This window comes from Spirillospora sp. NPDC052269 (genome assembly GCF_040679435.1).
GTDB lineage: Bacteria > Actinomycetota > Actinomycetes > Streptosporangiales > Streptosporangiaceae > Spirillospora.
Window position 1 is genome coordinate 21,975 of the sequence record NZ_JBFAUU010000029.1, and the last position, 22,844, is coordinate 44,818.

General features: G+C 72.6%; 21 protein-coding genes. 9 read left to right on the forward strand and 12 right to left on the reverse strand.

The window, feature by feature from the left end; genetic code table 11:
- Positions 1 to 15 precede the first annotated feature (15 nt).
- From AB0L06_RS40240 to AB0L06_RS40260, 5 genes are read right to left on the reverse strand one after another with little or no spacing between them, the layout of a single operon-like run.
- Positions 16 to 1,383, reverse strand: coding sequence for a sensor histidine kinase (locus AB0L06_RS40240; RefSeq protein WP_500236652.1), 1,368 nt, complete (start codon positions 1,381 to 1,383; stop codon positions 16 to 18).
- Positions 1,384 to 1,413: 30 nt separating this feature from the next.
- Positions 1,414 to 2,088, reverse strand: a complete 675-nt coding sequence (locus AB0L06_RS40245; protein WP_500236653.1) for a response regulator transcription factor — start codon at positions 2,086 to 2,088, stop codon at positions 1,414 to 1,416.
- Positions 2,089 to 2,131: 43 nt separating this feature from the next.
- Entirely contained in the window at positions 2,132 to 2,983 is an 852-nt protein-coding gene (locus AB0L06_RS40250) for a TIGR03619 family F420-dependent LLM class oxidoreductase (RefSeq protein WP_500236654.1), read from the reverse strand.
- Positions 2,980 to 4,575 (reverse strand): hydantoinase B/oxoprolinase family protein, encoded by a 1,596-nt coding sequence (locus AB0L06_RS40255; RefSeq protein WP_500236656.1) that lies wholly within the window; start codon positions 4,573 to 4,575, stop codon positions 2,980 to 2,982. The genes AB0L06_RS40250 and AB0L06_RS40255 overlap by 4 nt, the downstream gene beginning before the upstream one ends.
- Positions 4,572 to 6,650, reverse strand: coding sequence for a hydantoinase/oxoprolinase family protein (locus AB0L06_RS40260; RefSeq protein ID WP_500236657.1), 2,079 nt, complete (start codon positions 6,648 to 6,650; stop codon positions 4,572 to 4,574). The genes AB0L06_RS40255 and AB0L06_RS40260 overlap by 4 nt, the downstream gene beginning before the upstream one ends.
- 48 nt (positions 6,651 to 6,698) lie before the next feature.
- Here AB0L06_RS40260 and AB0L06_RS40265 point away from each other — a divergent pair, with 48 nt between their 5' ends.
- Positions 6,699 to 7,487: an SDR family oxidoreductase gene (locus AB0L06_RS40265; protein WP_500236659.1), complete on the forward strand. Its 789-nt coding sequence runs from the start codon at positions 6,699 to 6,701 to the stop codon at positions 7,485 to 7,487.
- A gap of 6 nt (positions 7,488 to 7,493) precedes the next feature.
- Here AB0L06_RS40265 and AB0L06_RS40270 read toward each other — a convergent pair whose 3' ends face one another.
- Entirely contained in the window at positions 7,494 to 8,006 is a 513-nt protein-coding gene (locus tag AB0L06_RS40270) for a Uma2 family endonuclease (protein ID WP_500236662.1), read from the reverse strand.
- A gap of 264 nt (positions 8,007 to 8,270) precedes the next feature.
- Here AB0L06_RS40270 and AB0L06_RS40275 point away from each other — a divergent pair, with 264 nt between their 5' ends.
- The 3 genes from AB0L06_RS40275 to AB0L06_RS40285 all read left to right on the forward strand — a co-directional run bounded on the left by AB0L06_RS40275 (position 8,271) and on the right by AB0L06_RS40285 (position 10,689).
- Complete coding sequence (locus AB0L06_RS40275) at positions 8,271 to 8,864, forward strand: hypothetical protein (protein ID WP_500236663.1); 594 nt, start codon at positions 8,271 to 8,273, stop codon at positions 8,862 to 8,864.
- An 82-nt stretch (positions 8,865 to 8,946) separates the two neighbouring features.
- The gene (locus AB0L06_RS40280) at positions 8,947 to 10,044 is read left to right on the forward strand and encodes an alcohol dehydrogenase catalytic domain-containing protein (protein ID WP_500236738.1); all 1,098 of its coding nucleotides are present in this window, start codon (positions 8,947 to 8,949) and stop codon (positions 10,042 to 10,044) included.
- 96 nt (positions 10,045 to 10,140) lie between these two features.
- Complete coding sequence (locus tag AB0L06_RS40285; protein ID WP_500236664.1) at positions 10,141 to 10,689, forward strand: DUF4870 domain-containing protein; 549 nt, start codon at positions 10,141 to 10,143, stop codon at positions 10,687 to 10,689.
- Here the strand turns inward: AB0L06_RS40285 and AB0L06_RS40290 are convergent.
- Positions 10,686 to 11,519, reverse strand: a complete 834-nt coding sequence (locus tag AB0L06_RS40290) for a TIGR03619 family F420-dependent LLM class oxidoreductase (RefSeq protein ID WP_500236665.1) — start codon at positions 11,517 to 11,519, stop codon at positions 10,686 to 10,688. The genes AB0L06_RS40285 and AB0L06_RS40290 overlap by 4 nt on opposite strands.
- A 161-nt stretch (positions 11,520 to 11,680) precedes the next feature.
- Between AB0L06_RS40290 and AB0L06_RS40295 the strand changes: the two genes are divergently transcribed.
- From AB0L06_RS40295 to AB0L06_RS40305, 3 genes are read left to right on the forward strand one after another with little or no spacing between them, the layout of a single operon-like run.
- Positions 11,681 to 12,619 (forward strand): alpha/beta fold hydrolase, encoded by a 939-nt coding sequence (locus tag AB0L06_RS40295; RefSeq protein ID WP_500236668.1) that lies wholly within the window; start codon positions 11,681 to 11,683, stop codon positions 12,617 to 12,619.
- Between the two features lie 12 nt (positions 12,620 to 12,631).
- A complete protein-coding gene (locus AB0L06_RS40300; protein WP_500236669.1) occupies positions 12,632 to 13,882 on the forward strand; it encodes an LLM class flavin-dependent oxidoreductase in 1,251 nt (416 codons plus the stop codon).
- A 5-nt stretch (positions 13,883 to 13,887) separates the two neighbouring features.
- Complete coding sequence (locus tag AB0L06_RS40305; RefSeq protein ID WP_500236671.1) at positions 13,888 to 14,766, forward strand: TIGR03619 family F420-dependent LLM class oxidoreductase; 879 nt, start codon at positions 13,888 to 13,890, stop codon at positions 14,764 to 14,766.
- Here AB0L06_RS40305 and AB0L06_RS40310 read toward each other — a convergent pair whose 3' ends face one another.
- Positions 14,767 to 15,402, reverse strand: coding sequence for a cyclase family protein (locus AB0L06_RS40310; RefSeq protein ID WP_500236672.1), 636 nt, complete (start codon positions 15,400 to 15,402; stop codon positions 14,767 to 14,769). It abuts the gene before it with no gap.
- Between the two features lie 32 nt (positions 15,403 to 15,434).
- Between AB0L06_RS40310 and AB0L06_RS40315 the strand changes: the two genes are divergently transcribed.
- Together AB0L06_RS40315 and AB0L06_RS40320 are read left to right on the forward strand one after the other, a co-directional pair.
- Positions 15,435 to 16,262 carry a HipA family kinase gene (locus AB0L06_RS40315; RefSeq protein ID WP_500236673.1) on the forward strand — a complete coding sequence of 276 codons (828 nt, stop codon included), beginning with the start codon at positions 15,435 to 15,437 and terminating at the stop codon, positions 16,260 to 16,262.
- Positions 16,259 to 16,681: a DUF3037 domain-containing protein gene (locus tag AB0L06_RS40320; protein ID WP_500236675.1), complete on the forward strand. Its 423-nt coding sequence runs from the start codon at positions 16,259 to 16,261 to the stop codon at positions 16,679 to 16,681. The genes AB0L06_RS40315 and AB0L06_RS40320 overlap by 4 nt, the downstream gene beginning before the upstream one ends.
- Positions 16,682 to 16,708: 27 nt before the next feature.
- On the opposite strand, the gene AB0L06_RS40325 is transcribed toward AB0L06_RS40320, so the two are convergent.
- From AB0L06_RS40325 to AB0L06_RS40340, 4 genes are all read right to left on the reverse strand, one after another.
- Positions 16,709 to 17,551 carry a GNAT family N-acetyltransferase gene (locus AB0L06_RS40325; RefSeq protein WP_500236740.1) on the reverse strand — a complete coding sequence of 281 codons (843 nt, stop codon included), beginning with the start codon at positions 17,549 to 17,551 and terminating at the stop codon, positions 16,709 to 16,711.
- Positions 17,552 to 17,602: 51 nt separating this feature from the next.
- The gene (locus tag AB0L06_RS40330) at positions 17,603 to 19,168 is read right to left on the reverse strand and encodes an alpha/beta hydrolase (protein ID WP_500236677.1); all 1,566 of its coding nucleotides are present in this window, start codon (positions 19,166 to 19,168) and stop codon (positions 17,603 to 17,605) included.
- Positions 19,169 to 19,366: 198 nt separating this feature from the next.
- On the reverse strand, positions 19,367 to 20,941 hold the full coding sequence (locus AB0L06_RS40335; protein ID WP_500236679.1) for an alpha/beta hydrolase: 1,575 nt from the start codon (positions 20,939 to 20,941) through the stop codon (positions 19,367 to 19,369).
- Positions 20,942 to 21,026: 85 nt separating this feature from the next.
- Positions 21,027 to 22,631 (reverse strand): alpha/beta fold hydrolase, encoded by a 1,605-nt coding sequence (locus AB0L06_RS40340; protein WP_500236680.1) that lies wholly within the window; start codon positions 22,629 to 22,631, stop codon positions 21,027 to 21,029.
- Positions 22,632 to 22,844: the final 213 nt, after the last annotated feature.

Below are 22,844 nucleotides of genomic sequence, written 5' to 3' on the forward strand. Positions count from 1 at the left end.
CCCGGCGGGTCGGGTTCAGTCCCGTCCCGGTCCGCCGGCCGAGCGCGCGGACCGGGAGTGCCGCCGCCGGACGAGGCGCCGGGAGCGTCGTTGCGGCGGCAGCCAGCGGGTACGGAACCACATCTGGATCTGGGCCCCGCCGAGGGCGGAGCGGTGGATGCGCAGGTGGCCGCCCGTGGACTCGGCGGCGCGGCGGGCGATGTCCAGGCCGAGCCCGGTCGAACCGCCGCCGCTCCGGCCGCGTTGCAGCGCCGCCTCGGGGTCGGCGATACCGGTTCCGGCGTCCGCGACGAGGATCCCGGTCACGCCGCGTCCCTGGTGCAGGGTGACCACGAACGCGGCGCCCTCGGCGGTGTGCTTGAAGACGTTGCCGAGCAGGGCGTCCACGGCGGCGGCGAGCTCGCTGCCCGGCAGTGGCAGCGGCGCGGGGCGGTCCGCGTCGATCAGCTCGCACGACCGGCCCTCGTCCTCGGCGAGGACGGACCAGAACCGGACGCGGTCGCGCAGCACCTTCGCGGCGTCGCAGCTGCCCCGCGCGGTCGGCTTCCGGACGGTCCGGATGATCTGGTCCACCTCGCGTTCCAGCCGTTCCACGGCCTCCCGGGTCTGGTCGGCGACCGGCCCGCCGCCGAGCGCCTCGGCGTTCAGCCGCAGCGCGGCGAGCGGTGTGCGCAGCCGGTGCGACAGGTCCGCGGCCATCTCCCGCTCCGCCGCCAGCAGCTGGACGACGTGGTCGGCCATCGCGTTGAACGCGAGCCCGGCCTCGGCGACCTCGGGCGGGCCGTCCGGGACGACGCGGGCCCCGAGGTCGCCGTCGCCGAACGCGGCCGCGGTGTCCGAGAGCCGCCGCGTCGCGCGGATCACCCGCGCGCCGTGCCGGTCGGCCGCGAGCACCGCGCCGCCGACCAGCACCCCCGCGACCAGGCCCATCACCAGCCAGGACCGCGCGACCCCGCGTGTCAGCTCCGACCGCGGCAGGAACACCTCGACCACCACGCCCCGGCCGCCGGCCAGGGACACCGGCTGGAGCAGCGACTCGCCGCCCGGCACCGGGACGGTGGTCGAGCGTCCGTGCCCGATCGCCGCCTGCACCTGCGCGGACGTGGCGTTCCGGCGGCCCGACGGCGGCACGGTCGTGTCGTCCGGCAGGTGCAGGATCATGCGGTGCGCCGCCCCCGCGGGCTGGGCCGCGATGGCGCGCTCCAAGTCGTTCGGGGCGCGCGCGGCGGCGAGGTCCGGCACGATCGAGGCGGCCTGGCGCTCGGCCGCGCTCACCGCCCGGTCGTGCACGGTGTCCCGCATCAGCAGCGCGAGCGGGATGAGGAACGCGAGCGCGGTCATCGCCGACGCCGCCAGCGCCACCACGACCAGCGTCCGCCTCACGCCACCGCCCTCACGCCCTCGCCACCGTCCTCACGGGCCGATCAGGCGGACGCCGACCCCGCGGACGGTGTGCAGGTAGCGGGGTTTCGCGGCGGTCTCGCCCAGTTTGCGCCGCAGCCAGGACAGGTGCACGTCGATGGTCTGGTCGTCGCCGTACGGCTGCCGCCACACCTCGGCGAGCAGTTCTCGGCGCGCGACGACGCGTCCGGCGCGGGCGGCGAGGTAGGCGAGCAGGTCGAACTCGCGCCGGGTCAGCTCCAGCGGCGCGCCGTCGAGCGCGGCCTCGCGCCGGTCCGGGTCGATGTCCAGCCCGCCGACCCGCAGCCGGACCGGCGGCCCGGACCGCGCCGCGCGGCGCAGCACCGCGGCCAGCCGCGCCGACAGGTGCTCGGCCGAGAACGGCTTGATCAGGTAGTCGTCCGCGCCCGCGTTGAGCAGCCGCACGATCTCGGGCTCGTCGTCGCGCGCGGTGGCGATGACGACCGGGACGTCCGAGACGCCGCGCAGCATCTTCAGCACCGCCCCGCCGTCCAGGTCGGGCAGCCCGAGGTCGAGGACGACCACGTCGGGCGGCCGCTGGGTCACCTCGCGCAGCGCGTCCATCGCGGTCCCGGCGCTGCGGACGACGTGGTCGCGGGCGCCGAGCTCACGGATCAGGGCGGTGCGGACGTCCGGATCGTCCTCCACCACGAGCACACTCGCCATGGTCCGCACGGTACGTCAGCATCGGGGCACACGGGGAGGGATGTCACATGTTGTCCGCGAGCCCGTAGCCCTCGGCGAAGGCCGTGACGCTCTCGACGGCGTCCCGGGATCGCCGCCACGGCCGGACGATCAGCCGGTCGACCCCGAGCCCCGCCCATTCGGCCACCTCGGCGGGGTCCTCGAGGGCGTAGGCGTGCGCGGTGATCTCGAACGGCTCGTCGCCGCGTCCGGCCTTCTCGCGGAGTTCGCGCAGCAACTCGATCTGCGGCCGGATCCGGTCGACGGTCTGAGGCATGGAGATCCAGCCGTCGCAGAGGGCCGCGGCGCGGCGGAGGGCGGCCTTCGACTCGCCGCCCGCCAGGACGGGCAGGTGCGGCTGGACGGGTTTCGGCTCGAAGGCGACCTCGGGAAAGGCGTAGAACTCGCCGCGGTGCTCGACGGCGGGTTCGGTCCAGAGGCGGCGGGAGACGGCGAGGGCCTCGTCCAGGCGGCGGCCCCGGGTGCCGAAGTCGAGGCCGGCGGCGAGCCATTCGCCCTCGTACCAGCCCGCGCCGACGCCGACGATCGCGCGGCCGTTGGAGATCTGGTCGAGGGTCGCGAAGGCGCGGGCGGCGGTGAAGGGGTGCCGCAGTCCGTAGAGGTAGACGGCCGTGCCGAGCCGGACGCGGCTGGTCAGCGCGGCGAGGGCGCACAGGTAGGCGGGGGCGTCGTAGAGCGGGGTCGCCGGGTTGATGCCGGGTTTGTCCGTGTCGGGGTACGTGGCCGTGGAGAGGTCGGTGGCGAAGACCAGGTGCTCGGCGAGCCAGACCGACTCGAACCCGGCGCGGTCGGCGGCGACCGCCAGGTCCTTCCAGGCGGCCGGGTGGACGAGGCCGAGCGGAATGCCGAACTTCATGTGGTCCTCCCGTCGGCGCGGTCGCGTGTGAGGGCTTCGGGGGCGCGTTCCCCGGGCGGGCCGTGGCCTCCGCCGCCGGACGTCTCGACGATCAGGGCCTCCCCGGCGGCGAGCGGCTGGCGGGTGGCCTTGCTGCCGAGCGGCTCGATCCGCCCGTCGACGCGTTCGCGCCGGTAGGAGCCCGCTCGTCCGGGTGACCCGCCGGACGCTCCGGGCGGCGGCCGGAGCAGGCGGTCGCCGCGCGTGTCGACGCGGGCGTCGTCGAGCACGCGCAGGACGGTCCGGGTGCCGAGGCCGCCCCGGTGCCGTCCGGGGCCGCCCGAGTCGGGGATGAGGGAGACCTCCTCGATCCGGACGGGCAGCCGGGCCTCGACGGGCTCGACCTGCGGAACGATGTTGCGTCCGCCGCCGAACAGCGCGCCCGTGGCGTCGACGCCGTCGCCGTCCGGGCGGGCTCCGGTGCCGCCGAGGTCGAACGCCATGTGCAGCCAGGGCGTCCGGACGCCGCTGATGCTGAACGCCTGGAGGATCCCGGACGCGGCGGCGCCGTCCGGGGCGATCGCAGACAGGACGGCCTCCTCGGCGGCGGCGACCGTGCCGAACCGTCCGCCGCCCGGGAACGGGGGCGTGCAGTGGACGAGCGTGCCGCGCGGCAGGCGGACGTCGACGGGCGTGAAACACCCCTCGTTCATCGGCAGGGCCGGGTCGACGAAGCACCGCACCGCGTACAGGACGCCGCCGATGGTCTGCGAGAACCCCGAGTTCACCGGCAGCGGGACCTGCTCGTCGGTCCCGTCGAAGTCGACGGCGAGCGCGCCCGCGCCGTCCGAGGTGACGGCGACGCGGACGATGTGCCCGTCGTCCAGCGCGTAGGACGCGCGGCGCGTGCCCGCCGGGATGCCCGCGAGGCCGTCGCGCATGCGGCGCTCGGTGTGCGCGAGGTAGTCGGCGACGCCGCGCGCGAGCCCGTCGGGCGTGTACGTCTCGATGATCTCCGTGAGCCGCCGGGCCGCGACGTTGGCCCCGGCGATCAGCGCGCGCAGGTCGCCGACGAGCCGTTCGGGCGTGCGGCTGTTCGCGGCGAGCACGCGCACGAGGTCGTCGACGAGCCCCTCGGCGGTCGCGATCCGGACGGGCGGCAGCTGAAGCCCCTCGAGGAACACATCGGACGCGTCGGAGGCCATCCCACCTGCGGAAAGTCCCGAAAGATCGGCGACGTGGATGAGCGTCCCGGTGAAGTAGGCGGGCGTCCCGTCCACGAACACCGGCCGGAAGACCAGCAGGTCGTTGGCGTGGATGCCGCCCTGGTAGACGTCGTTCAGCACGAACACGTCGCCCGGTTCCATGGTCTCGGACGGGTGCGCGTCCAGGAGGAACGGCAGGGCGCTGCGCAGGCTGGCGCACTGGATCAGCGCGGTCGACAGGGAGTGCGCGACGAGCCGTCCGCGCGCGTCGAGGATCGCCGCCGCCGCGTCAGCGCCCTCCACGATGAACGCCGAGTACGCGGACCGGACGACCACGATCCCGGCCTCCTCGGCCGCGACGCACAGCGCGTTCCGCAGGATCTCGGCGGTCAGGTCGGGGAACGTCATGGCCGGGCCTCCAGGAGGATCGCGCCCTCGTCGTCCACAGTGCCGCGCCACCCGGACGGGACGAGCAGCGAACACTGCGGTTCGGTGACCACACACGGCCCGTCGAAGGTCTCGCCAGGCGCGTGGCTCGTGCGCGCGCGTACCGGCACGTCCACCCACTCGCCCGAGAGCCAGACCCGACGGGACGCAGTAGGCGACGGCACGGGAGTCATCCGCACTGAAGGCTGAGCGTCCCCGGGAAGGGTCACTCGTACGCGCGCGGTGGTCAGCTCAACGGGATCGCGCAGGTCGATGCCGTACGACTCGTGGTACCGCTTGTAGAACTCCTCGGCCGCGCGCTGGACGGTCTCGGGCGTGACCGGCCCGGCCGCCAACTCGACCGTGAACGCGTGCGCCTGCCCCACGAACCGGATCCCGACCGACCGGACGACCTCGGCCTCGCCACTCGCGGAAAGATCCGTCCGGGCGGCCCGTTCCAGCTCTTTCAGCAGGTCGGCCAGTTCCCCCAGCGTGTCGCGGCTGGCCGAGCAGGACGTCAGCCGCGACACCGGCGCGAGGAACGTGCGCGCCCGCTCGATCGCGAGGTCGGCGTGCAGCAGTCCGGCTGCCGAGCCGACCCCGGCGTGCGGCGGGACGAGCACCCGTCCGATCCCGAACCGCTGCGCCAGCCCGACCACGTGCGTCGGAGCCGCTCCGCCCAGCGCGACCAGCGTGAATCCGCGCGGGTCAATGCCCCGCCGGACGGTCACGACGTGCACCGCCGCGCCCATCTGCGCGCCCGCGATGTCGTGGATCGCGGCGGCCGCGCTGATCACGTCCACGCCGAGCGGACGCGCCACGTGCTCCTCGATCGCGGCCCGCGCGAGCGACGCGTCCAGGTGGAACGCGCCGAAACCGTCCGGGGCGAGGTAGCCGAGAACGAGGTCGGCGTCGGTCACGGTCGGAAGGGTTCCGCCGCGTCCGTAGCACGCGGGCCCCGGATCCGCGCCCGCCGAGCGCGGGCCGACGCGCAGGGTCCCGGCGTCCGCCCAGGCGATGGACCCGCCGCCCGACCCGACCTCGGCAAGGTCGATCGCAGGCACCTTGATCGGGACGCCGGTCCCGGGCCGCCGCCCGCCGTGGCTGCCCTTGCCGCCGACCTGGAACTCGTGCGTGACGCCCGGACGCCCGCCCCGGACGAGCCCGGCCTTCGCCGTCGTCCCGCCCATGTCGAAGCAGACCAGATCGGCGAGACCGCGCCGCGCGCCGAGCCGCGCCGCGGCCACGACCCCGGCGGCGGGCCCCGACTCGATCGTGTACACCGCGCGGTCGGCGGCGAGCGCCGCGGGCAGCACGCCGCCCGCCGACTCCATCACCCGAACCGGCGCCACGACCCCGATCCCCCGCAACCGCTCTTCGAGTCTGCGCAGGTAGGCGGCCATGACCGGTCCGACGTAGGCGGACATCAAGGTCGTCGTGGCCCGCTCGTACTCCCCCATCTCCGGCCACACGTCGCAGGACGCGACGACCGGCGTGCCGTCCGGCAGCCGCGCCGCGACGATCTCCGCGAGCCGCCGCTCATGCGCCGGATTCAGGTACGAGTGCAGCAGGCAGATCGCCACGGCCGAGACACCCAGCCCCGCGATCCGACCGGCCACGACCTCGGCGGCCGCTTCGTCCAGCGGAGTGAGCACGGCGCCGGACGCGTCGATCCGCTCGGGCACGGCGAACGTGTGCGTCAGCGGGACGGGCGGCTCCGGCTGCACGAAGAACCGGTCGTACCGGTCCTCCTCCACGCGCGCCTGCCGTCCCAGCGCGAGCATCGACCGGAACCCCTCGGTCGTGACGAACGCGACCGGCACGCCCGTCCGCTCGAGGATCACGTTGGTCGCGAGCGTCGTCGCGTGGACGAACCGGGTGACCACCCCCGCCGGGACGCCGCCGTCCGCGAGCGCCCGACGGACCCCGCGCAGCAACCCCTCGGTCGGGTCGTCCGCCGTGGTCAGCGTCTTGGCGACCACGACGCGGCCGTCCGGCCCGGTCAGCACCACGTCGGTGAACGTCCCGCCGACGTCGGTCGCGAGGGTGACGCCCATCCGCACCTCCGCAGCATCACCTAGCTAGCGCTTGGTACGTTAATGGGCATGATGCTGGACGGCAAGATCGCGGTGATCACCGGCGCGGGCCCCGGCCTCGGCCGCACCCTGGCGGTCCTGATGGCCCGCGAGGGCGCGGACGTCGCCCTCGCGGCACGCCGCGCCGACACCCTGAAGACCATCGCGGGCCAGGTGGAGGCGGAAGGCCGCCGGGCCCTGCCCGTCCCCACCGACATCTCCGACCCCGCCCAGGCCGAGCGGCTCGCCGAAACGGTCACCGCCCACTACGGACGCGTCGACGTGCTGGTCAACGCCGCCTTCCCGGGCTCACACCGCCGCAACGTCCTCGACATGGACGCCGCCTACCTCGAACAGTGGCGCAAAGCGGTCGAGATCGCCGCCTACGGCACCCTGCTCGCCTGCCGCCACATCGCCCCGCACATGGTCGCCGCCGGGACGGGCTCGATCGTCAACGTCACGTCCATGTCGTCCCGCACCGGCTACGCCGGACGCAGCGACTACGCCGCGGGCAAGGCGGCCGTCCACCTGCTCTCCCACTGCCTCGCCGACGAACTCGGCCCGTCCGGCGTCCGCGTCAACTGCGTCGCCCCCGGCTGGATCGCCTCCGACGTCCTCGACGACTGGATGCGCACCCGGGCCGAGGCCGAGAACACCACCTACGAGGCCGTCCGGGCCCGCGACACCGCCGCCATGGCCCTCCGCCGCATCGCCACCGAGGAGGACGTCGCCAGAGCCGTCATCTTCCTCGCCTCCGACCAGGCCGCCGCCACGACCGGCGCCACCCTCGACGTCAACGCCGGCCAACAGTTCACCTAGCCCACGTCACCTGTCGTAGCGGGGCAGCCCGTCCGTGCTCAACCGCGCATCGAACACTCCGAGCTCGATGTCGTCACCGAAGTGCCCCTCGGTCACGTCACCCCACTCTCCCGCGCGATCAGGCAGCGCCAGCAGCCGCCACACACCCTTGCCGGGATCCACGACGAGGAGCCTCTCCACCCCGGCGCGCGAGTACCAGTCCTCCTTGCCGTCACCCGGCCGAGAGTTGACCTCCACCGCGAGCGCGACGTCGTCGGGGTCGGCGATCCACGTCTCGGCCTCGTCCCACTCGACGGGCAGGACGGCGAGGTCGGGCGTCACGTAGTCGTCGTCATCTCCGGGCATGGCGACCGATGACACCTCGTAGGCCCCCAGACTCCCCGGCAACCGAGGTTCCAGCTGGAGGCGGAGCCGCCGGACAATCCCGGCATGCTTGCCACGCGGCGTCGGCGACATCATCAGGGTGCCTCCCACGATCTCGACCCGCAGCCCGGTGGCCCGCTCGATCTGCTCGGCCACCTCACGCAAGTTGCCCGGCCGCACAGGGATGGAATGCAACGCCATCACTCCCCCATTCGGTCGACACCGACACCGCCTCCACCCTACGTGTCAGTGCACGGGCGCGGCGGCCGGGGGAAGTCTGCGACCAGAACTGACAGCGATCACCTTCTCACAGAGCGCACATAGGGGCGCGATTCAACGCTGAAGCGTGTCCTCGTCCAACTCCTTGACAGCCATGGCACAGATCGTGCCATTTGCCGCCGACAGGGTGACGATGTCGGTGTGACGACGGATATTCACGGATTCTTCGAGTGCCGGATGCGCAGCGACCCCCTCGACCGCTGGCGCGGCGTGCTGGATCTGCGGGACGTGTACGGCGGCCGGTCCGACCCGGCGTTCGGCTGCCTGTTCGGCGTGCGCGAGCGGCTGGGCTTCCGGCCGGTCGCCGGCGCGCGCGGCCTGCCGCTGGACGTCTCGCCGCAGACCCGCGCCGCCCAGCACGAGGGGCTGTCCGGGCACACCTGGATCGGCTGGCAGGAGCTGGCGGGCATCGACTGGGACGAGCCGTCCGAGCGCCCCGACAGCCGCGTCCGGCACTACCGGCGACGGGAGGACGGAACGCTCGAGCTGGTCGGGACGTACCTGTGGGACACCGCCTTCACCGGCCGGGTGGACGTCGAGACGAGCGAGGGCGGCCTCGCCGACTGGACCGAGCGGCGCGAGTGGACCGACGGGAGCGCGGTGTACCGGGCCGACCGGGCGCGCCGCCGGGACGCGGTCGACGACACGACCTGGAATCCGGTCTGGAAGATCATGGAGGTGCTGGCGGACGTGCACGGGCCCGGCAACGTCCGGCTGGTGGTCTGGTTCGGCTGACCCGTCCGAACTATCCCAAGCAAATGCTTGGTGTTACCGTGGGCGGCCGAGCCCGAGGGAGGCCACGGTGGCGGAGACGGTGATGCGCGCGGCGGTGCTGCGGACGTTCGGCGAACCCCTGGAGATCGCCGAGGTGACGGTCGCGGCGCCGCGCGCGGGCGAGGTGTCGGTGCGGATCGCCGCGTCCGGCGTGTGCGGCTCCGACATCAAGGCGCTGGACGGGAAGAGCCCGGTGGTCCGGCATCTGCCGTGCGTCCTCGGCCATGAGAGCGCGGGCGTCGTGGAGGAGGTCGGGCCGGGCGTGCGGAACGTCCGCCCCGGTGACCATGTGGTCATCGCCATGAACGGCCCGTGCGGGCGCTGCCGCGCGTGCGCGCGAGGCCACGCCCACCTGTGCTCGGGCAAGACCCGGAGGTCGTCCATCATGGGCGTCTTCCCGGACGGCTCGACCCGCCTGTCGCTCGGCGGCGAGGCCGTCCGGCCCTACATCGGGATCGGCTCGTTCGCCGAACGGGCCGTCGTGACCGAGGCGATGTGCGTGAAGGTCGCCGAGGACGCGCCGCTCGACCTGCTCGCCCTCACCGCCTGCGGCGTCGTCACCGGGTACGGGGCGGTCATGAACACCGCGCGGGTCGAGCCCGGCACGAGCGTGCTGGTGGTCGGCTGCGGCGGCGTCGGGCTCAACGTGATCCAGAGCGCGGTGCTCGCCGGGGCGACCACGATCATCGCGGCGGACGTCGTCGAGTCCAAGCTGCGACTGGCCGAGGAGTTCGGCGCGACGCACACGCTGCTGGCCGACGACCTGCCCAAGCAGGTGGGCGACATCGTGCGCGGCGGCGCCGAGTACGCCTTCGACGTCACCGGCGTCCCCGAGGTGCTCACCAAGGCGTTCGCCTCGACGCAGCCGGGCGGGACGACGGTCATGGTCGGCTCCCCCGCCACCACCGAGGACCTGCGGATCCCCCCGGGCCAGCTGTTCGGCTCACGGCGGCTGATGGGCACCCAGGGCGGCGACGCCACCCCGGCCCGCGACCTGCCGATCCTCGCCGACCTGTACCGGCTCGGGCGGCTCAACCTGGACGGCCTGGTCAGCGAGCGCGTCCCGCTGGAGCAGGTGAACGAGGCGGTCGCGCACGTGCGCGGCGGCGCGGTCGCCCGCTCGGTCGTCGTCTTCGACTGACCGGTTCGGGCCGTCCGCGCGGGGCCTCGATCGAGGCATCGACGTGCTCGTTCACGGTAAGTTGCCAGGTCGGCACCCCCGTCCGTCTGGAGAACCGTGAACGAGCTCCCGCCGCAGCCGCCCGGCCCGCAGCAGCCGCCGCCGGACGTCCCTCCGCCGCACGACGCTCCGCCGTACGGGCCGCCGCCGCACCCCGCCCTCTACGGCTCGCCGCAGGGGTACGACCCGCGCTACGGCTACGGCCCGCCCGGCGTCCCGCAGTACCCGTCCTCCCAGGGCGGCCCGGTGACGTCCGAAGAGACGAACATGGTGGTGCTCGGCTACGTGCTGCAGCTGTTCGTCGGCTTCCTCGCGCCGCTGGTCATCTTCCTGATCAAGAAGAACACCTCGCAGTTCATCCGCCACCACATGGCGCAGGCGCTGAACTTCCAGCTCACGATGCTGATCCACCTGCTGGCGCTCGGCGCGGTGTGCGCGGTCCCGGCGATCCTCACCAAGAACGCGCTGTTCCTGCTCCCCCTGATCCTGGTCTACGTGGAACTGCTGGTCGGCGGCTGGGTCTTCCCGATCGTCGGCGCGGTGTCCGGCGGCAAGGGCAAGTGGACCCGTTTCCCGACGTTCTTCTGCTTCCGCATCATCCGCTAGTCACCGGCACGAAGGGCCGCGTACCGGTCGAGGACGGGTAGCACGGCGTCCCGCCCGCCGGCCGGGACGCGCAGCACGACCTCCTCGACGCCGAGCCCCGCGTAGTACTCCAGCTTGCCGGGCGCGGGCACCGTCCCGAACGGGACGACCCGCGCCACCTCCCGCCCGGCGGCCTCGCACGCGGCGCGCAGGGCGGGCAGCGCCTCGCGGACCCCCGCGCCGCCGATCGGCATCCACCCATCGCCGTACTCCGCGACGTGCGCGAACAGCGTCGGGCCGGGCGCGCCGCCGAGCAGCACCGGCACCCGTGCGGCGGCGGGCTTCGGCCATGACCAGCTCGGCTCGAACGACGCGTACTCGCCCTTGAACGCGGCCTCCTCCTTCGTCCACAGCTCGCGCATCGCGAGCACGTTCTCGCGCACGCGCGCGCGTCGGGTCGTCCAGTCGACGCCGTGGTCGGCGGCCTCCTCACGGTTCCAGCCGTAGCCGACGCCGAGGACGACGCGTCCGCCCGAGACCCGGTCGAGCGTCGCGACGGCCTTCGCGGTGACGACCGGATCCCGCTGCGCGGCGAGCAGCACGCCCGTGCCGAGCATGATCGTGCTGGTCAGGACGGCCGCGGCGGCGAGCGCGACGAGCGGGTCCGGGGTGCGGGCGTACTCGTCCGGCAGGGTGTCGTCGCCGGTCGGCGGCGGGGTCGTCCGAGCCACGGGGATATGGGTGTGCTCGGGCAGGTAGAGCGAGGCGAAGCCGCGCTCCTCGGCGGCGACGGCCAGCTCGTGCGGCGGCATCGTGCGGTCGGTCGCGAACATCGTGATCCCGAGGCGCATGCCCGGTTCCCTTCCCCTCACGGCCGGTCGACCGGCCGGACGGCCGACGCGCGGACGGCGCGCGACACGCGTCACACTGTATCCACAAACCAAGCGATTGCTCGGGCTCTCCCGATTGATGTAGCGTGCGCTTGTTCGGTCAATCCGAGGAGGTCCGGCCGATGCCGTTCGCACAGCTCGGCGACGTGCGGGTGTTCTTCACCGACGACCCGCCCACCGCCGCCGACCAGGAGCCGCGCGGCACGCTCCTGCTCGTCCACGGCTACGGCGCCGACTCCGACGACTGGGTCTTCCATCTCCCCCGGCTCGGCCGCCAGTTCCGGATCATCGCGCCCGACCTGCGCGGCCACGGCCTGTCGTCCGCGCCCGCCACCGGCTACACCCCGCACGACATCGCGGCCGACCTCATCCGGCTGCTCGACCACCTCGGCGTCACCGAGCCCGTCGTCGCGATCGGCCACTCCCTCGGCGCGATGGCCATCAGCGTCCTCGCCGTCGAGCATCCCGAACGCGTCCGCGCCCTGGTCTGCGTGGACCCGGGCTACGGCCAGTCCCCCGACGTCGCCGCCACCCTCGCCGCGACGTTCGCGGGCCTGCGCTCCGGTGACCCGTACCCGACCGCGCTGGCGAACGAGGACTGGTGCCACACCCCCGTCACGCCGCCCTGGCTGCTGGCCTGGCACCGCCGCAAGATCCTCGCGACCGCGCCGCAGGCCCTCGTCCAGGCGTTCCCCGCCATGTACGAGGGGGACGGGGCGTTCGGCCTGCGCCCGGAGGGCGACGCCTACATCGCCCGCCGCGCCTGCCCGGTGCTGTCCTGCTGGTCGACCCGGCAGGCCGCCTGCGCCGACTGGGAGCGCGGCCTGCTCCGGCACCCGGCGTCCCGCGCCGAGTCCTGGCCCGGCGGCGGCCACCGCCTGCACACCGAACGCCCGGACGAGTTCACCCTGGTCGTCCGCCGCTGGCTGGGCGAGCTCGACCGCCTCCACCCGCCCGGAGCCCCCGCCACCGGGGACGCCGCGACCGCGGACTCGGCGATCGAGGACCCCACGACCGGAGCCCCCCGGACCGCTTCCGTCCCGACCGAACCCGCTCGCTAAGGAGACGCCCGCGTGAAGTTCGCGATCTTTCTGAACCCGCAGATCCCCGGCTCCGGGTGGGCCGCCGAGGAGAACGCCAAGGCCAGGCGGCCGATCGGACGGGACCGCGAGTCGTACCAGAAGCTGCTGCACGAGGTCCGCGAGATCGCCGTGCACGCCGACCGGATCGGCTTCGACGCCCTGATGATGACCGAGCACCACTTCCACTCGGAGGGCTTCGAGTTCTCGGTCAACCCGCTGATGTTCCTGACCGACCTCGCCGCCCGCACCGAGCGCATCCTGCTCGCGCCGCTCGGGCTCGTCCTGCCCACCTGGGACCCGATCCGCGCGGCCGAGGACGTGGCGCTGCTCGACCACTTCTCGCGGGGACGGCTGCGCCTCGGCGTCGCCCGCGGCTACCAGGCGCGGTGGGCGAACGTGCTCGGCCAGCGCTGGCACGCCGCCGCGGCCCGCTCGGACGGGTCGAAGTCCGACAACCGCAACTTCGACGTGTTCGGCGAGATCTTGAAGATCATGAAGCTGGCGTGGGAGCAGGACAGCCTGCGCTACAAGAGCGACGTCCTCGACTACGAGGTGCCCGCGCCCTACGAGGGCCTCGAGGGCTGGCCCGCGCAGGAGTGGACGCGGACGTTCGGCGCGCCCGGCGAGATCGACGACGACGGCGTGCTGCGCTCGGTGTCGGTCTGCCCCAAGCCGTACCAGGACCCGCACCCCGAGCTGTGGCAGCCGTTCACCGTGTCCGACCGGTCGGTCGTCCGCGCGGCGCAGGAGGGCATCCTGCCCTGGATGTTCACCCCGAACCCGGACGAGCACGCCAAGAAGGCCAAGCTCTACCAGGAGGAGTGCGCCAAGCTCGGCCAGGCCTACAAGCTCGGCGAGCACACCGGCATCCTGAAGATCGTCGGGATGGCCGACACCCGCGAGGAGGCCATCGCCACCTACGGCAAGGGCATGCAGAAGGACTTCGCGTCGTTCTTCGGCCCGTTCGGCTACCTGGAGGTCCTGCGCACGCAGGAGGACGACAAGCACAAGCCGATCTCGCCGGAGAAGGGCGACTACAAGCGCATGGCCGACGTCGAGATGGCGCTGATCGGCGGCCCGGACGACGTCAAGCGCGGCATCCAGCGGATGCTCGACCGGATGCCCGACCTGGAGTGGTTCGGGCTGTTCATGCAGGGCCAGCAGGGCGTCCTGCCGCTGGACACGGTCAAGCGGAACCTGGAGCTGTTCGCCACCAAGGTCATCCCCGAGTTCCAGGACTGACGGCCGTGGAGTTCTGGCTCGGCGCGTCCTTCGTGGACGCCGGCGAGTACCTGCCGCTCGCGGCGGCCGCCGACCGGCTCGGCTACGACGTGGTCGCGATCTCGGACCACCTGTTCCACGCCGACTACCAGGCGTCCTACCCCTACAGCGAGACCGGCGCGCCGCCCTACCCCGAGGGCACGCACTGGCCCGACGCGTGGGTCGCGATCGGGGCGATGGCCGCGGCGACGACCCGGGTCCGGTTCGCCACCAACGTCTACATCGCCCCCGCCCGCGACCTGTTCACCGTCGCCAAGGCCGTCTCGACCGCCGCCGTCCTGTCCGGCGACAGGGCGATCCTCGGCGTCGGGGTCGGCTGGTGCGAGGACGAGTTCCGGCAGACCGGCCAGGACTTCCGGACGCGCGGCAAGCGCCTGGACGAGATGATCCCGGCCCTCCGCGCGCTCTGGAAGGGCGGCCGGGTCGAGCACCACGGCCGGTTCTTCGACCACGACTCGCTGAGCATCGCGCCCGTGCCGTCCGCTCCCGTCCCGGTCTTCATCGGCGGGGACAGCGACGTCGCGCTGCGCCGCGCCGCCCGGATCGGCGACGGCTGGATCGGCAACCGCGTCTACAAGGAGGACGACCTCTCCGACCTGCTCGAACGCCTCAAGGGCCACCTCGCCGAGCACGGCCGCACCCTGGACGACCTCCAGATCGTGGCTCCGATCGCGAAACGCCCCAGCGCGGACCTCTACCGCAAATGGCGCGAACGCGGCGTCTCCGGGACGCTCGCCGCCCCCTGGTGGATGCCGACCGACGCGGAGAAGGCCCGCCTCACCGGCGCCGACCTCAAGATCGCGAGCATGGAGCGCTTCGCCGAAGAGGTCATCCAGAAAATGTGATCAAGCGGACACCAGGCGGGCGACGGCGCGCACCGGCGCGCCGTCGCCCGTGCCCGCGCCCGTCAGCCGCAGCGGGAAGAGGGTCACCTCGGCGGGCCCGGTGATCCGCTCCAGCCCGGTCAGGTTCTCGCAGATGACGCCGGACGCCCCGAGCAGCACCCGGTGCGCGTCCAGGGAGCCGGACGGGTCCACGCTCGCCACGTCGACGCCCACCGTCCGGACCCCGGCGTCGACGATCGCCGAGGCCGTCTCCGGCGCGAGATAGGGATGGGACGTCCAGTACTCCTCGCTCCCCCACCGCTCCGACCAGCCCGTATGGACGAGCAGCACGATCCCCGGACGCAACCCGTCCGGCAGCAGGCCGGGCCCGATCACCCGGCCCGTCACGCCCGTCGCGTCCATGATCACGGCCGGGCCCGCGAACCGCTCCAGCGGCAGCTCGGACAGGCGCGGCAGGGCGTCGTCGATGTGGAACGGCGCGTCCACGTGGGTCCCGCACTGCGAGCCGAGGTGCAGCCGCGCCACGTTCGCGCCGTCCGCCGGGACGGTCAGGGCGGTCTCCGCCAGCACCTCCGGATCGCCCGGATACACCGGCATGCCGCTCTCCACGGGGTGCGTGAGGTCCACGAAGGTCATGGGCACATCATCGCGTCCGATAGCGTTCGCGTGTGCTGCCGACCGTAACCGCCATCCGGTACGTGACGCCGCTCCGTGAGGGCGGGTCGCTGCCGGGCGTCGTCGAGGCCGACGACCTGGGCACCTACGTCATGAAGTTCCAAGGCGCCGGGCAGGGCCGCAAGGCCCTGGTCGCCGAGGTGATCGCCGGAGAGCTGGCCCGCCGGCTCGGCCTGCGCACCCCCGAGCTGCGGATCATCGACCTCGACCCGGTGATCGGACGGCACGAGCCCGACCCCGACGTCCAGGACCTGCTCAAGGCCAGCTCCGGCTGGAACCTCGCGGTCGACTTCCTGCCCGGCTCGCTCGGCTTCGACCCGATCGGCTGGACGCCGGACCGGACGTTCGCCTCGCGCGTCCTGTGGTTCGACGCGTTCATCGGCAACGTCGACCGCAGCTGGCGCAACCCCAACATGCTGGTCTGGCACAAGGACGTCTGGCTGATCGACCACGGCGCGAGCCTGATCTTCCACCACGCCTGGGCCAACGCCGACCGGCTGTTCGCGGGCCCCTACGACGTGGACGACCACGTCCTCACCCCGTTCGCCGCGCACCTGGCGGAGGCCGAGGCCGAGTTCCTGCCGAGGATCACCCCGGAGCTGCTGCGCGAGCTGACCGAGCTGGTCCCGGACGCCTGGCTCGAGGGCGAGCCCGGCTTCGGCTCGCCGGACGAGGTCCGCGACGCCTACGTCCGCGTCCTGAGCCGGCGGATCGCCGACCCGCGCGACTGGCTGCCGTCCCTGGACGTCACGGACCGGCGTCCGCACACCGAGGAGCGGCGCGGCGAGCGGCGTCCCGGCTGGCTGGGAGGCCCCGCGTGAACGCCGTCCGGCCGAAGGCGAACGTGGGGGCGACGGCGTCCGGCAAGCAGGTGTTCGAGTACGCGACGCTCCGCGTGATCCCGCGCATCGAGCGCGGCGAGTCCATGAACGTCGGGGTGATCGTCTACTGCCGCGCGCTCGACTACCTGGGCTGCGCGACGCGGGTGGACGAGCCGCGCCTGCTCGCGCTCGACCCGTCCCTCGACCTCGACGGCGTCCGCAGGGCGCTGGCCGCCGTCAGCGGGCTCTGCAAGGGCGGGGAGGCTGCGGGCCAGGCCGCCGAGGAGTCGCCCGGCGGGCGGTTCCGCTGGCTGACCGCGCCGCGCAGCACGATCGTCCAGCCCGGGCCCGTGCACGCGGGGATCACCGGCGACCCGGCCGCCGAGCTCGACCGCCTGCTGACCCTGCTCGTCGCCTGAGCACGCCCCGAGCGGGCGGGGAGGCGCTCAGAAGAGGATCGACATGAACTCGCCGACCTCGGCGAACCCGACCCGGCGGTAGGCGGCGCGCGCCCGGACGTTGTAGTCGTTGACGTACAGCGACACGACCGGCGCGATCGACCGCAGCGACTCGCCGACCAGGGCCGCCATGCCCGCCACCGACAGCCCCTGCCCGCGCAGGTCGGGCGGCACCCACACGCCCTGCACCTGGCAGGCGTGCGGGGTGACCGCGCCGACCTCGGCCTTGAACATGACCCGGCCGCCCTCGATCCGGGCGAACGCGCGGCCGGACCGGATCAGCTCGGCGACCCGCGCCCGGTACAGCACACCGCCGTCGCCCGAGTTCGGGGAGACCCCGACCTCCTCGGTGAACATCGCCACGCAGGCCGGATAGACCAGGTCGAAGTCGGCCATGCCGACCCGGCGGACCCCCGGATCCGCGAGCACGGGCGGGGCCTGCGAGGTCGCCATGACCGGCTGGAGCCCGCGCACTGCGCGCGGCGGACCCCAGTACGGGCCGAGGATCTCCCAGAGCCCGGTCACCGCGGCGACCGGGCCCACGATGGACGAGCAACGCCGGCCCTGCGCCTGCGCGCGTTCGGCGAACGCGCGCACGGCGTCGGGGCCGGCGTTGACCGGGATCAGGTTGGCTCCGGCGTAGCAGAGCGACCGCAGCCGCCCGTCCCGCTGGTAGCCCCACATCTGCGCGCCGAGCCGCCGGGGGTCGAGCCCGGCGGCGTGGACGCGCGAGCCGACGAACACGTTCGCGACCGGATCGGCGTCCAGGATGCGCAGCGCCTCGTCACGGTGCCGGTCGTCCAGCACCCGCACCGGCGACGCCCCCAGCATCCGCATGGCTATCGGGCCGCCATCACCGTTGTCAGCACCACGTGTCCAAGACTAGATCCTGCTCCCGACCGGTGCGGACACCTGGACCCCGACAGGGCCGCGGAGCCGCTGGGACGCCCCTGTCGGAGCGGGCGGCGCCGGGGCCTTGCAGATGGTGTTCGGCTGCGGCAGGGCGCCCGTGGCGAAGTAGCGGGCGACGGCTCCGTCCACGCACGGATCGCCGTTCAGGGTGACGCCGTGGATGCCGCCGCCCTGCTGCACCAGCAGCCGCGAGTTCGGCAGCAGCCGGTGGGTCTCCTCCGCCCCGTTGAACGGGGTCGCGGCGTCCTCGGTGCCCTGGACGAGCAGGATCGGCACCAGGTTCGCGGGCCCGTGGACCTTCGGCCGCGGGCCCCCCGGCACCTTCCAGGTCGCGCACGGGGCGTTGTACCAGGTGTTGCTCCAGGTCTCGAACGTGTATCCCTCGCGATAGAGCCGGACGCTGTCGTCGTGCCACTTCCTCCAGCCCCGCGGCCACGAGGCGTCCCGGCACTGGACGGCGTTGTAGACGGCGTAGTCGTTCTGGTCGAGGAAGCTCGGCTTCTCCCACGCCGCGGCGAGCGTCTTGGAGTCGCCGTGCGCGTAGTCGGACAGCACCTTGGCGTGGTTCGGCCAGCCGAGGTTGCTGTAGCCGTCCGTCAGGAACATGTCGTCCAGCTCGGTCGCGCCGATCCGGGCGTTCACCGGGTTGGCCTTCAGGGCGGCGCGGACCTGCTGGTAGACGGCGGCGACCTGCCTCTCGTCGCCTCCCAGGTGGTACACCGAGTCGTAGCGGGCGATCCAGGCGAAGAAGGCGTGGATCCGCTTCTCGAACGCCATGTCCTGGTCGAGGTTGTCGTCGTACCAGACGCCGCTCGGCCGGACGATGCTGTCCAGCACCATCCGCCGCACCCGGTTCGGGTGCGTCGCGGCGTACACCGTGCCCAGGTAGGTGCCGTACGAGTAGCCCAGGTAGTTGATCTTCTTCTGGCCGAGCGCGGCGCGGATGTCGTCCAGGTCGGCCACCCAGTCCGCGGTGCCCATGTGCGGCAGCAGGCGCGGGTAGCGGCGGGCGCAGTCGGCCGAGAACCGCGCGGCGCGGTCGCGCCAGGCGTTCTCCTCCACCGCGTTCGCGGGGGTGGTGTCGGCGCGCGGACGGCCCGGGTCCTGGTAGGACTCGTCGCAGAGCATCGCGGGCTTGCTGCCCCCGACGCCGCGCGGGTCGAACCCGATCCAGTCGTAGGACGCGGAGACGCTGTCCGGCAGGCCCAGCTTGAACAGCATCGGCATGTCGCGGCCGTGGGCGCCGGGCCCGCCGCGGTTCAGCAGGACGACGCCCTGCGAGTGGGCGGTGGTGTGGCGGGCACGGGTCAGGGCGAGGGTGATCTTCTCACCCTCCGGACGGGCGTGGTCGAGCGGCACCTGGACGGAGCCGCACTCCAGCCCGCGCAGCTTGCCCTTCTCGACGGGATCGTTCTGTGGGCAGGGCCGCCAGGTGATCGCCTCGATGGCGGCGGCGGCGGGAACGGACAGGACGGCGAGGACGGCGACCGCCGCGGCGGCCCCGGCCGTCGCGCGGTGGGCTATGGGGTTACGCACTCTGGAGTTCTACCGGCCGGGTCAGGCCCGGCCCGCGATCCGCGAATCCCGCGTTTCCGGGCGAAGCCCGAGGAAGCCGCAGAAGGCAGACCCGCAGATCAGGGGAACGAAAACGGGGCCGCTCCCGAAGGAACGGCCCCGTCAGTGCTCAGTGCCGCCGGTGTCCGGCAGCCACTGAACGCCGGTTAGGTGAGGACGTCAGAGACGGCCGACCGGAAGGTCCTTGCCGGTGTGGACGCCCGCGGAACGCAGCTGCTGCGTCGGGTTCGGGTCGTTCAGCGCCGGGTCGGCCTTGCAGGAGTCGTCGTGGCCGTGACCGCGCTTCGGCAGCCAGCCGGTGGACAGGTACTTGCCGACCTTGTCGTCCAGGCACTTGTTGCCGTTGAGCGTGTTGGCGTGGGTCTTGCCGCCGATCTCCAGCACCAGGCGGGACGACGGGAAGGCCTTGTGCATCTCGTAGCCGCCCGCGACCGGGGTCGCGGCGTCCAGGGTGGACTGGATGAGCAGGATGCCGCCCAGGCCCTTCTTGCCCTGGAGCTTCAGCGACGGGCCGCCCTTGAACGGCCAGTACAGCACCGGCGCGTTGTACCAGACGTTGCTCCAGGTGTTGAAGCGCTTGCCCTGCTTGACGAGCTTGTTGGCGTCGTTCTTCCACTTGGACCAGCTGCGCGGCCACGCGGCGTCCGCGCCCTGGACGGCGTTGTAGACGGCGAAGCCGTTGTCGTCGTCGCCCGGGTCGACGCTGTCGAGCAGCGGCTGCGGGTCCTTCTTGACGATCCACGCGGACAGGGCCGCCGCCGGGTCCTCGTAGGCCGAGGTGTAGTAGCCGGCGGACAGGACGATGTCGTCGAGCTCGTCACCGCCGACGAGGCCGCCGATCGGCTTCTTCAGGGCGGCGGCGCGGGTCTGGTAGTACTTCGCCTCGACGGCCTTCTCGGTCTTGCCGAGGTGGTAGACCGAGTCGTACTTGGCCATCCACGCGAACCAGAACTTGATGTTCCGCTCGAACGCCTTGTCCTGCTCGAGCTGCGAGCCGTACCAGACGGTCTTCGGGTTGACGTTGCCGTCCAGCACCATGCGGCCGACGCGCTTCGGGAACATGGTCGCGTAGGTCGCGCCCAGGTAGGTGCCGTAGGAGAAGCCGTAGTAGTTCGTCTTCTTGGCGCCCAGGACCGTGCGGATGGCGTCCATGTCGCGGGCCACGTCGGTGGTGCGCATGTGCGGCAGCAGCCAGCCGAACTTCTTCTGGCAGTCCTGCGCGTACTTCTTCGACTTGGCCAGCCAGTACTTCTCGATCTTGGCCGAGGTCGGGTTGTAGTCCGGACGCGGCGGCTTGGCGTAGTGCGCGTCGCAGGTCAGCGCGGGCTTGCTGGATCCGACGCCGCGCGGGTCGAAGCCCACGAAGTCGTACTTGGCGGCGGCGGCGCCCTGGCCGGTGCCCTTCATCCAGCGCGGCAGCTTCTCGGAGTACAGGTAGCCCGAGCCGCCGGGGCCGCCCGGGTTGCCGAGCATGATGCCCTGGTAGTGCTTGGTGTCGGTGTGGTGCGTCCGCGAGATCGCGATCTGGATCTTCTTGCCGTTCGGCTTCGACCAGTTCAGCGGGACGGTCACGAAACCGCAGTCGGCGTTGGCCTTGACCAGGCTCGGGTCGGTGCACTTGACCCAGCTGACCTTCGGCTTGGCCGTGGTCTGCGACGGGGCCGCGACGGCGGCGGACGCGGTGCCGCCGACGCCCATCACCGCGGCGGCCGCGGCAATGACGATCTTCTTCATCCAGTGGTCCTTCGGAAGGGGGCGCGCCCCGCCTCGGGGGAGGCGGGGCGCGCCGTCACGTGGTGTTCGGCGCCGTGGTCCGCGGTCAGCGGATCTTCGGCAGCGCGAGCTCGGGCAGGCCGGGGACGGCGGTCAGCGACTTGAGCGACATGGCGGTCGGGTCGGGGTCGTTGGTCGCCGGGTTGGCGTCGCAGCTGTCGTCGACGCCGTGCGTGCCCGCCGGGACGGAGGCGGCGTCCAGGTAGGACACGGCCTTGGTGAACAGGCAGAGGTTGCCGAGGCTGTTGGCGTGGGTCTTGCCGCCGACCTCGACGAGCAGGCGCGAATTGAGCTCACGGTGCTGGACGAGCACGCCGTCGTACGGGGTGGCGGCGTCCAGGGTGGACTGGATCAGCAGCGTCGGCGTCGCGGTCTTGCGCGCGTTGATCTGCAGCTTCGGACCGCCGTTGAACGGCCAGTAGAAGATCGGCGCGTTGAACCACACGTTCGGCCAGGTGTTGAAGCGGTTGCCCTGCTTCACCAGCTTGACCGCGTCGTTGTGCCACTTGTTCCAGTTGGTCGGCCAGTGCGCGTCCGCGGCCTGGACGGCGTTGTACACCGCGAAGCCGTTGTCGTCGGAGGCGTCGCCCTGGCGGTCCAGGAGCCCCTGCGGGTCGTTGCCGACGATCCACGCGGACAGCGCGTCGGCGACCGGGACGTACTCGCTGGTGTAGTACGGGGCCTGCTGGACGATGTCGTCCAGCTCGTCCGGGCCGATGGTCCCGCCGATGGGGGCCTTGGCGGCCGCGGCGCGGGCCTTGTAGTAGTTGGCCTCGACGGCCGCCGCGGTGGTGCCCAGGTGGAACTTGGAGTCCCACTTGGCGATCCACGCGTTGAACAGCTTGAAGTTCCGCTCGAAGGCGCGGTCCTGGTCCAGCTGCGTGTCGTAGAAGACGCGGTCCGGGTTGACGTTGCCGTCCAGGACGAACTTGCCGGTCTTGCCCGGGAACAGCGTCTCGTAGGTCGCGCCCAGGTAGGTGCCGTAGGAGAAGCCCCAGTAGTTGAGCTTCTGGTCCGGGCCGAACGTCCGGCGGATCTGCTCGACGTCACGGGCGGCGTCGGTGGTCCGCATGTGCGGCAGCATCCAGCCGAACTTCTGGGTGCAGTCCTGCGCGTACTGCTTGGACTTGGCGAGCCAGGCCGCCTCCTCCTTGCGCGAACCCGGGTTGTAGTCCGGGCGGACCGGCTTCTGGAAGTCGCTGTTGCAGCGCAGCGCGGGCTGGCTGTGCTCGACGCCGCGCGGGTCGAAGCCGACCAGGTCGTACTTGGCGGCGAGCGCCGCGTAGCCGCGCTTGTTCAGCAGCAGCTTGAAGTAGGGGCCGTAGACCATGCCGCCGGCGCCGGGACCGCCGGGGTTGAAGGTCAGCACACCGCGGTAGTCCTTGGTGTCGGTGTGCTTGACCCGCGACACCGCGATCGAGATCTTCTTGCCGTTCGGCTTGGCGTAGTCCAGCGGCACTTGCATCTGGCCGCACTCGGCGCCGGTCGCCTTGTAGTAGGCGCCGTAGCCGTCGTCGGGGCAGGAGCCCCAGGTGACCTCGGACGCGTCCTTGGCGATCGGCGCGGTCGGCGCCGGGTCGGCGACCGCGGCCGTCGCGGCGCCACCGACGCCCAGCACGGCGGCGGTCGTGATCAGGAGGAGCTTCTTCACCAAACCCCCTCGGCCGGGGCGCACCGCACCCCTTCGTGGGGACGTGTGTGGGGGCGGCCCCCGGCATCGCTCCGTCAACAGTTAGGCAAATTGTGGTGTTTGGGCCTGTTCTGACGGGAGAGCCCGATGTGAGTAGATATCAAACTGTGACCAGGACGCGGGAACACGCTGCGCGTCAGGGACGTCACGCCACCGGTGAAAGACCCGCCCGGC

Coding starts and splice junctions, on each gene's coding strand:
- AB0L06_RS40295 (WP_500236668.1), top strand. CDS start 11,681: ATGCCGTTCGCACAGCTCGGCGACGTGCGGGTGTTCTTCACCGACGAC.
- AB0L06_RS40290 (WP_500236665.1), bottom strand. CDS start 11,519: ATGCGCCTCGGGATCACGATGTTCGCGACCGACCGCACGATGCCGCCG.
- AB0L06_RS40335 (WP_500236679.1), bottom strand. CDS start 20,941: ATGAAGAAGATCGTCATTGCCGCGGCCGCCGCGGTGATGGGCGTCGGC.
- AB0L06_RS40260 (WP_500236657.1), bottom strand. CDS start 6,650: ATGGGCGTCACCCTCGCGACCGACGTCGGCGGGACGTTCACCGACGTG.
- AB0L06_RS40265 (WP_500236659.1), top strand. CDS start 6,699: ATGATGCTGGACGGCAAGATCGCGGTGATCACCGGCGCGGGCCCCGGC.
- AB0L06_RS40310 (WP_500236672.1), bottom strand. CDS start 15,402: ATGACCTTCGTGGACCTCACGCACCCCGTGGAGAGCGGCATGCCGGTG.
- AB0L06_RS40325 (WP_500236740.1), bottom strand. CDS start 17,551: ATGCTGGGGGCGTCGCCGGTGCGGGTGCTGGACGACCGGCACCGTGAC.
- AB0L06_RS40280 (WP_500236738.1), top strand. CDS start 8,947: ATGCGCGCGGCGGTGCTGCGGACGTTCGGCGAACCCCTGGAGATCGCC.
- AB0L06_RS40250 (WP_500236654.1), bottom strand. CDS start 2,983: ATGAAGTTCGGCATTCCGCTCGGCCTCGTCCACCCGGCCGCCTGGAAG.
- AB0L06_RS40245 (WP_500236653.1), bottom strand. CDS start 2,088: ATGGCGAGTGTGCTCGTGGTGGAGGACGATCCGGACGTCCGCACCGCC.
- AB0L06_RS40255 (WP_500236656.1), bottom strand. CDS start 4,575: ATGACGTTCCCCGACCTGACCGCCGAGATCCTGCGGAACGCGCTGTGC.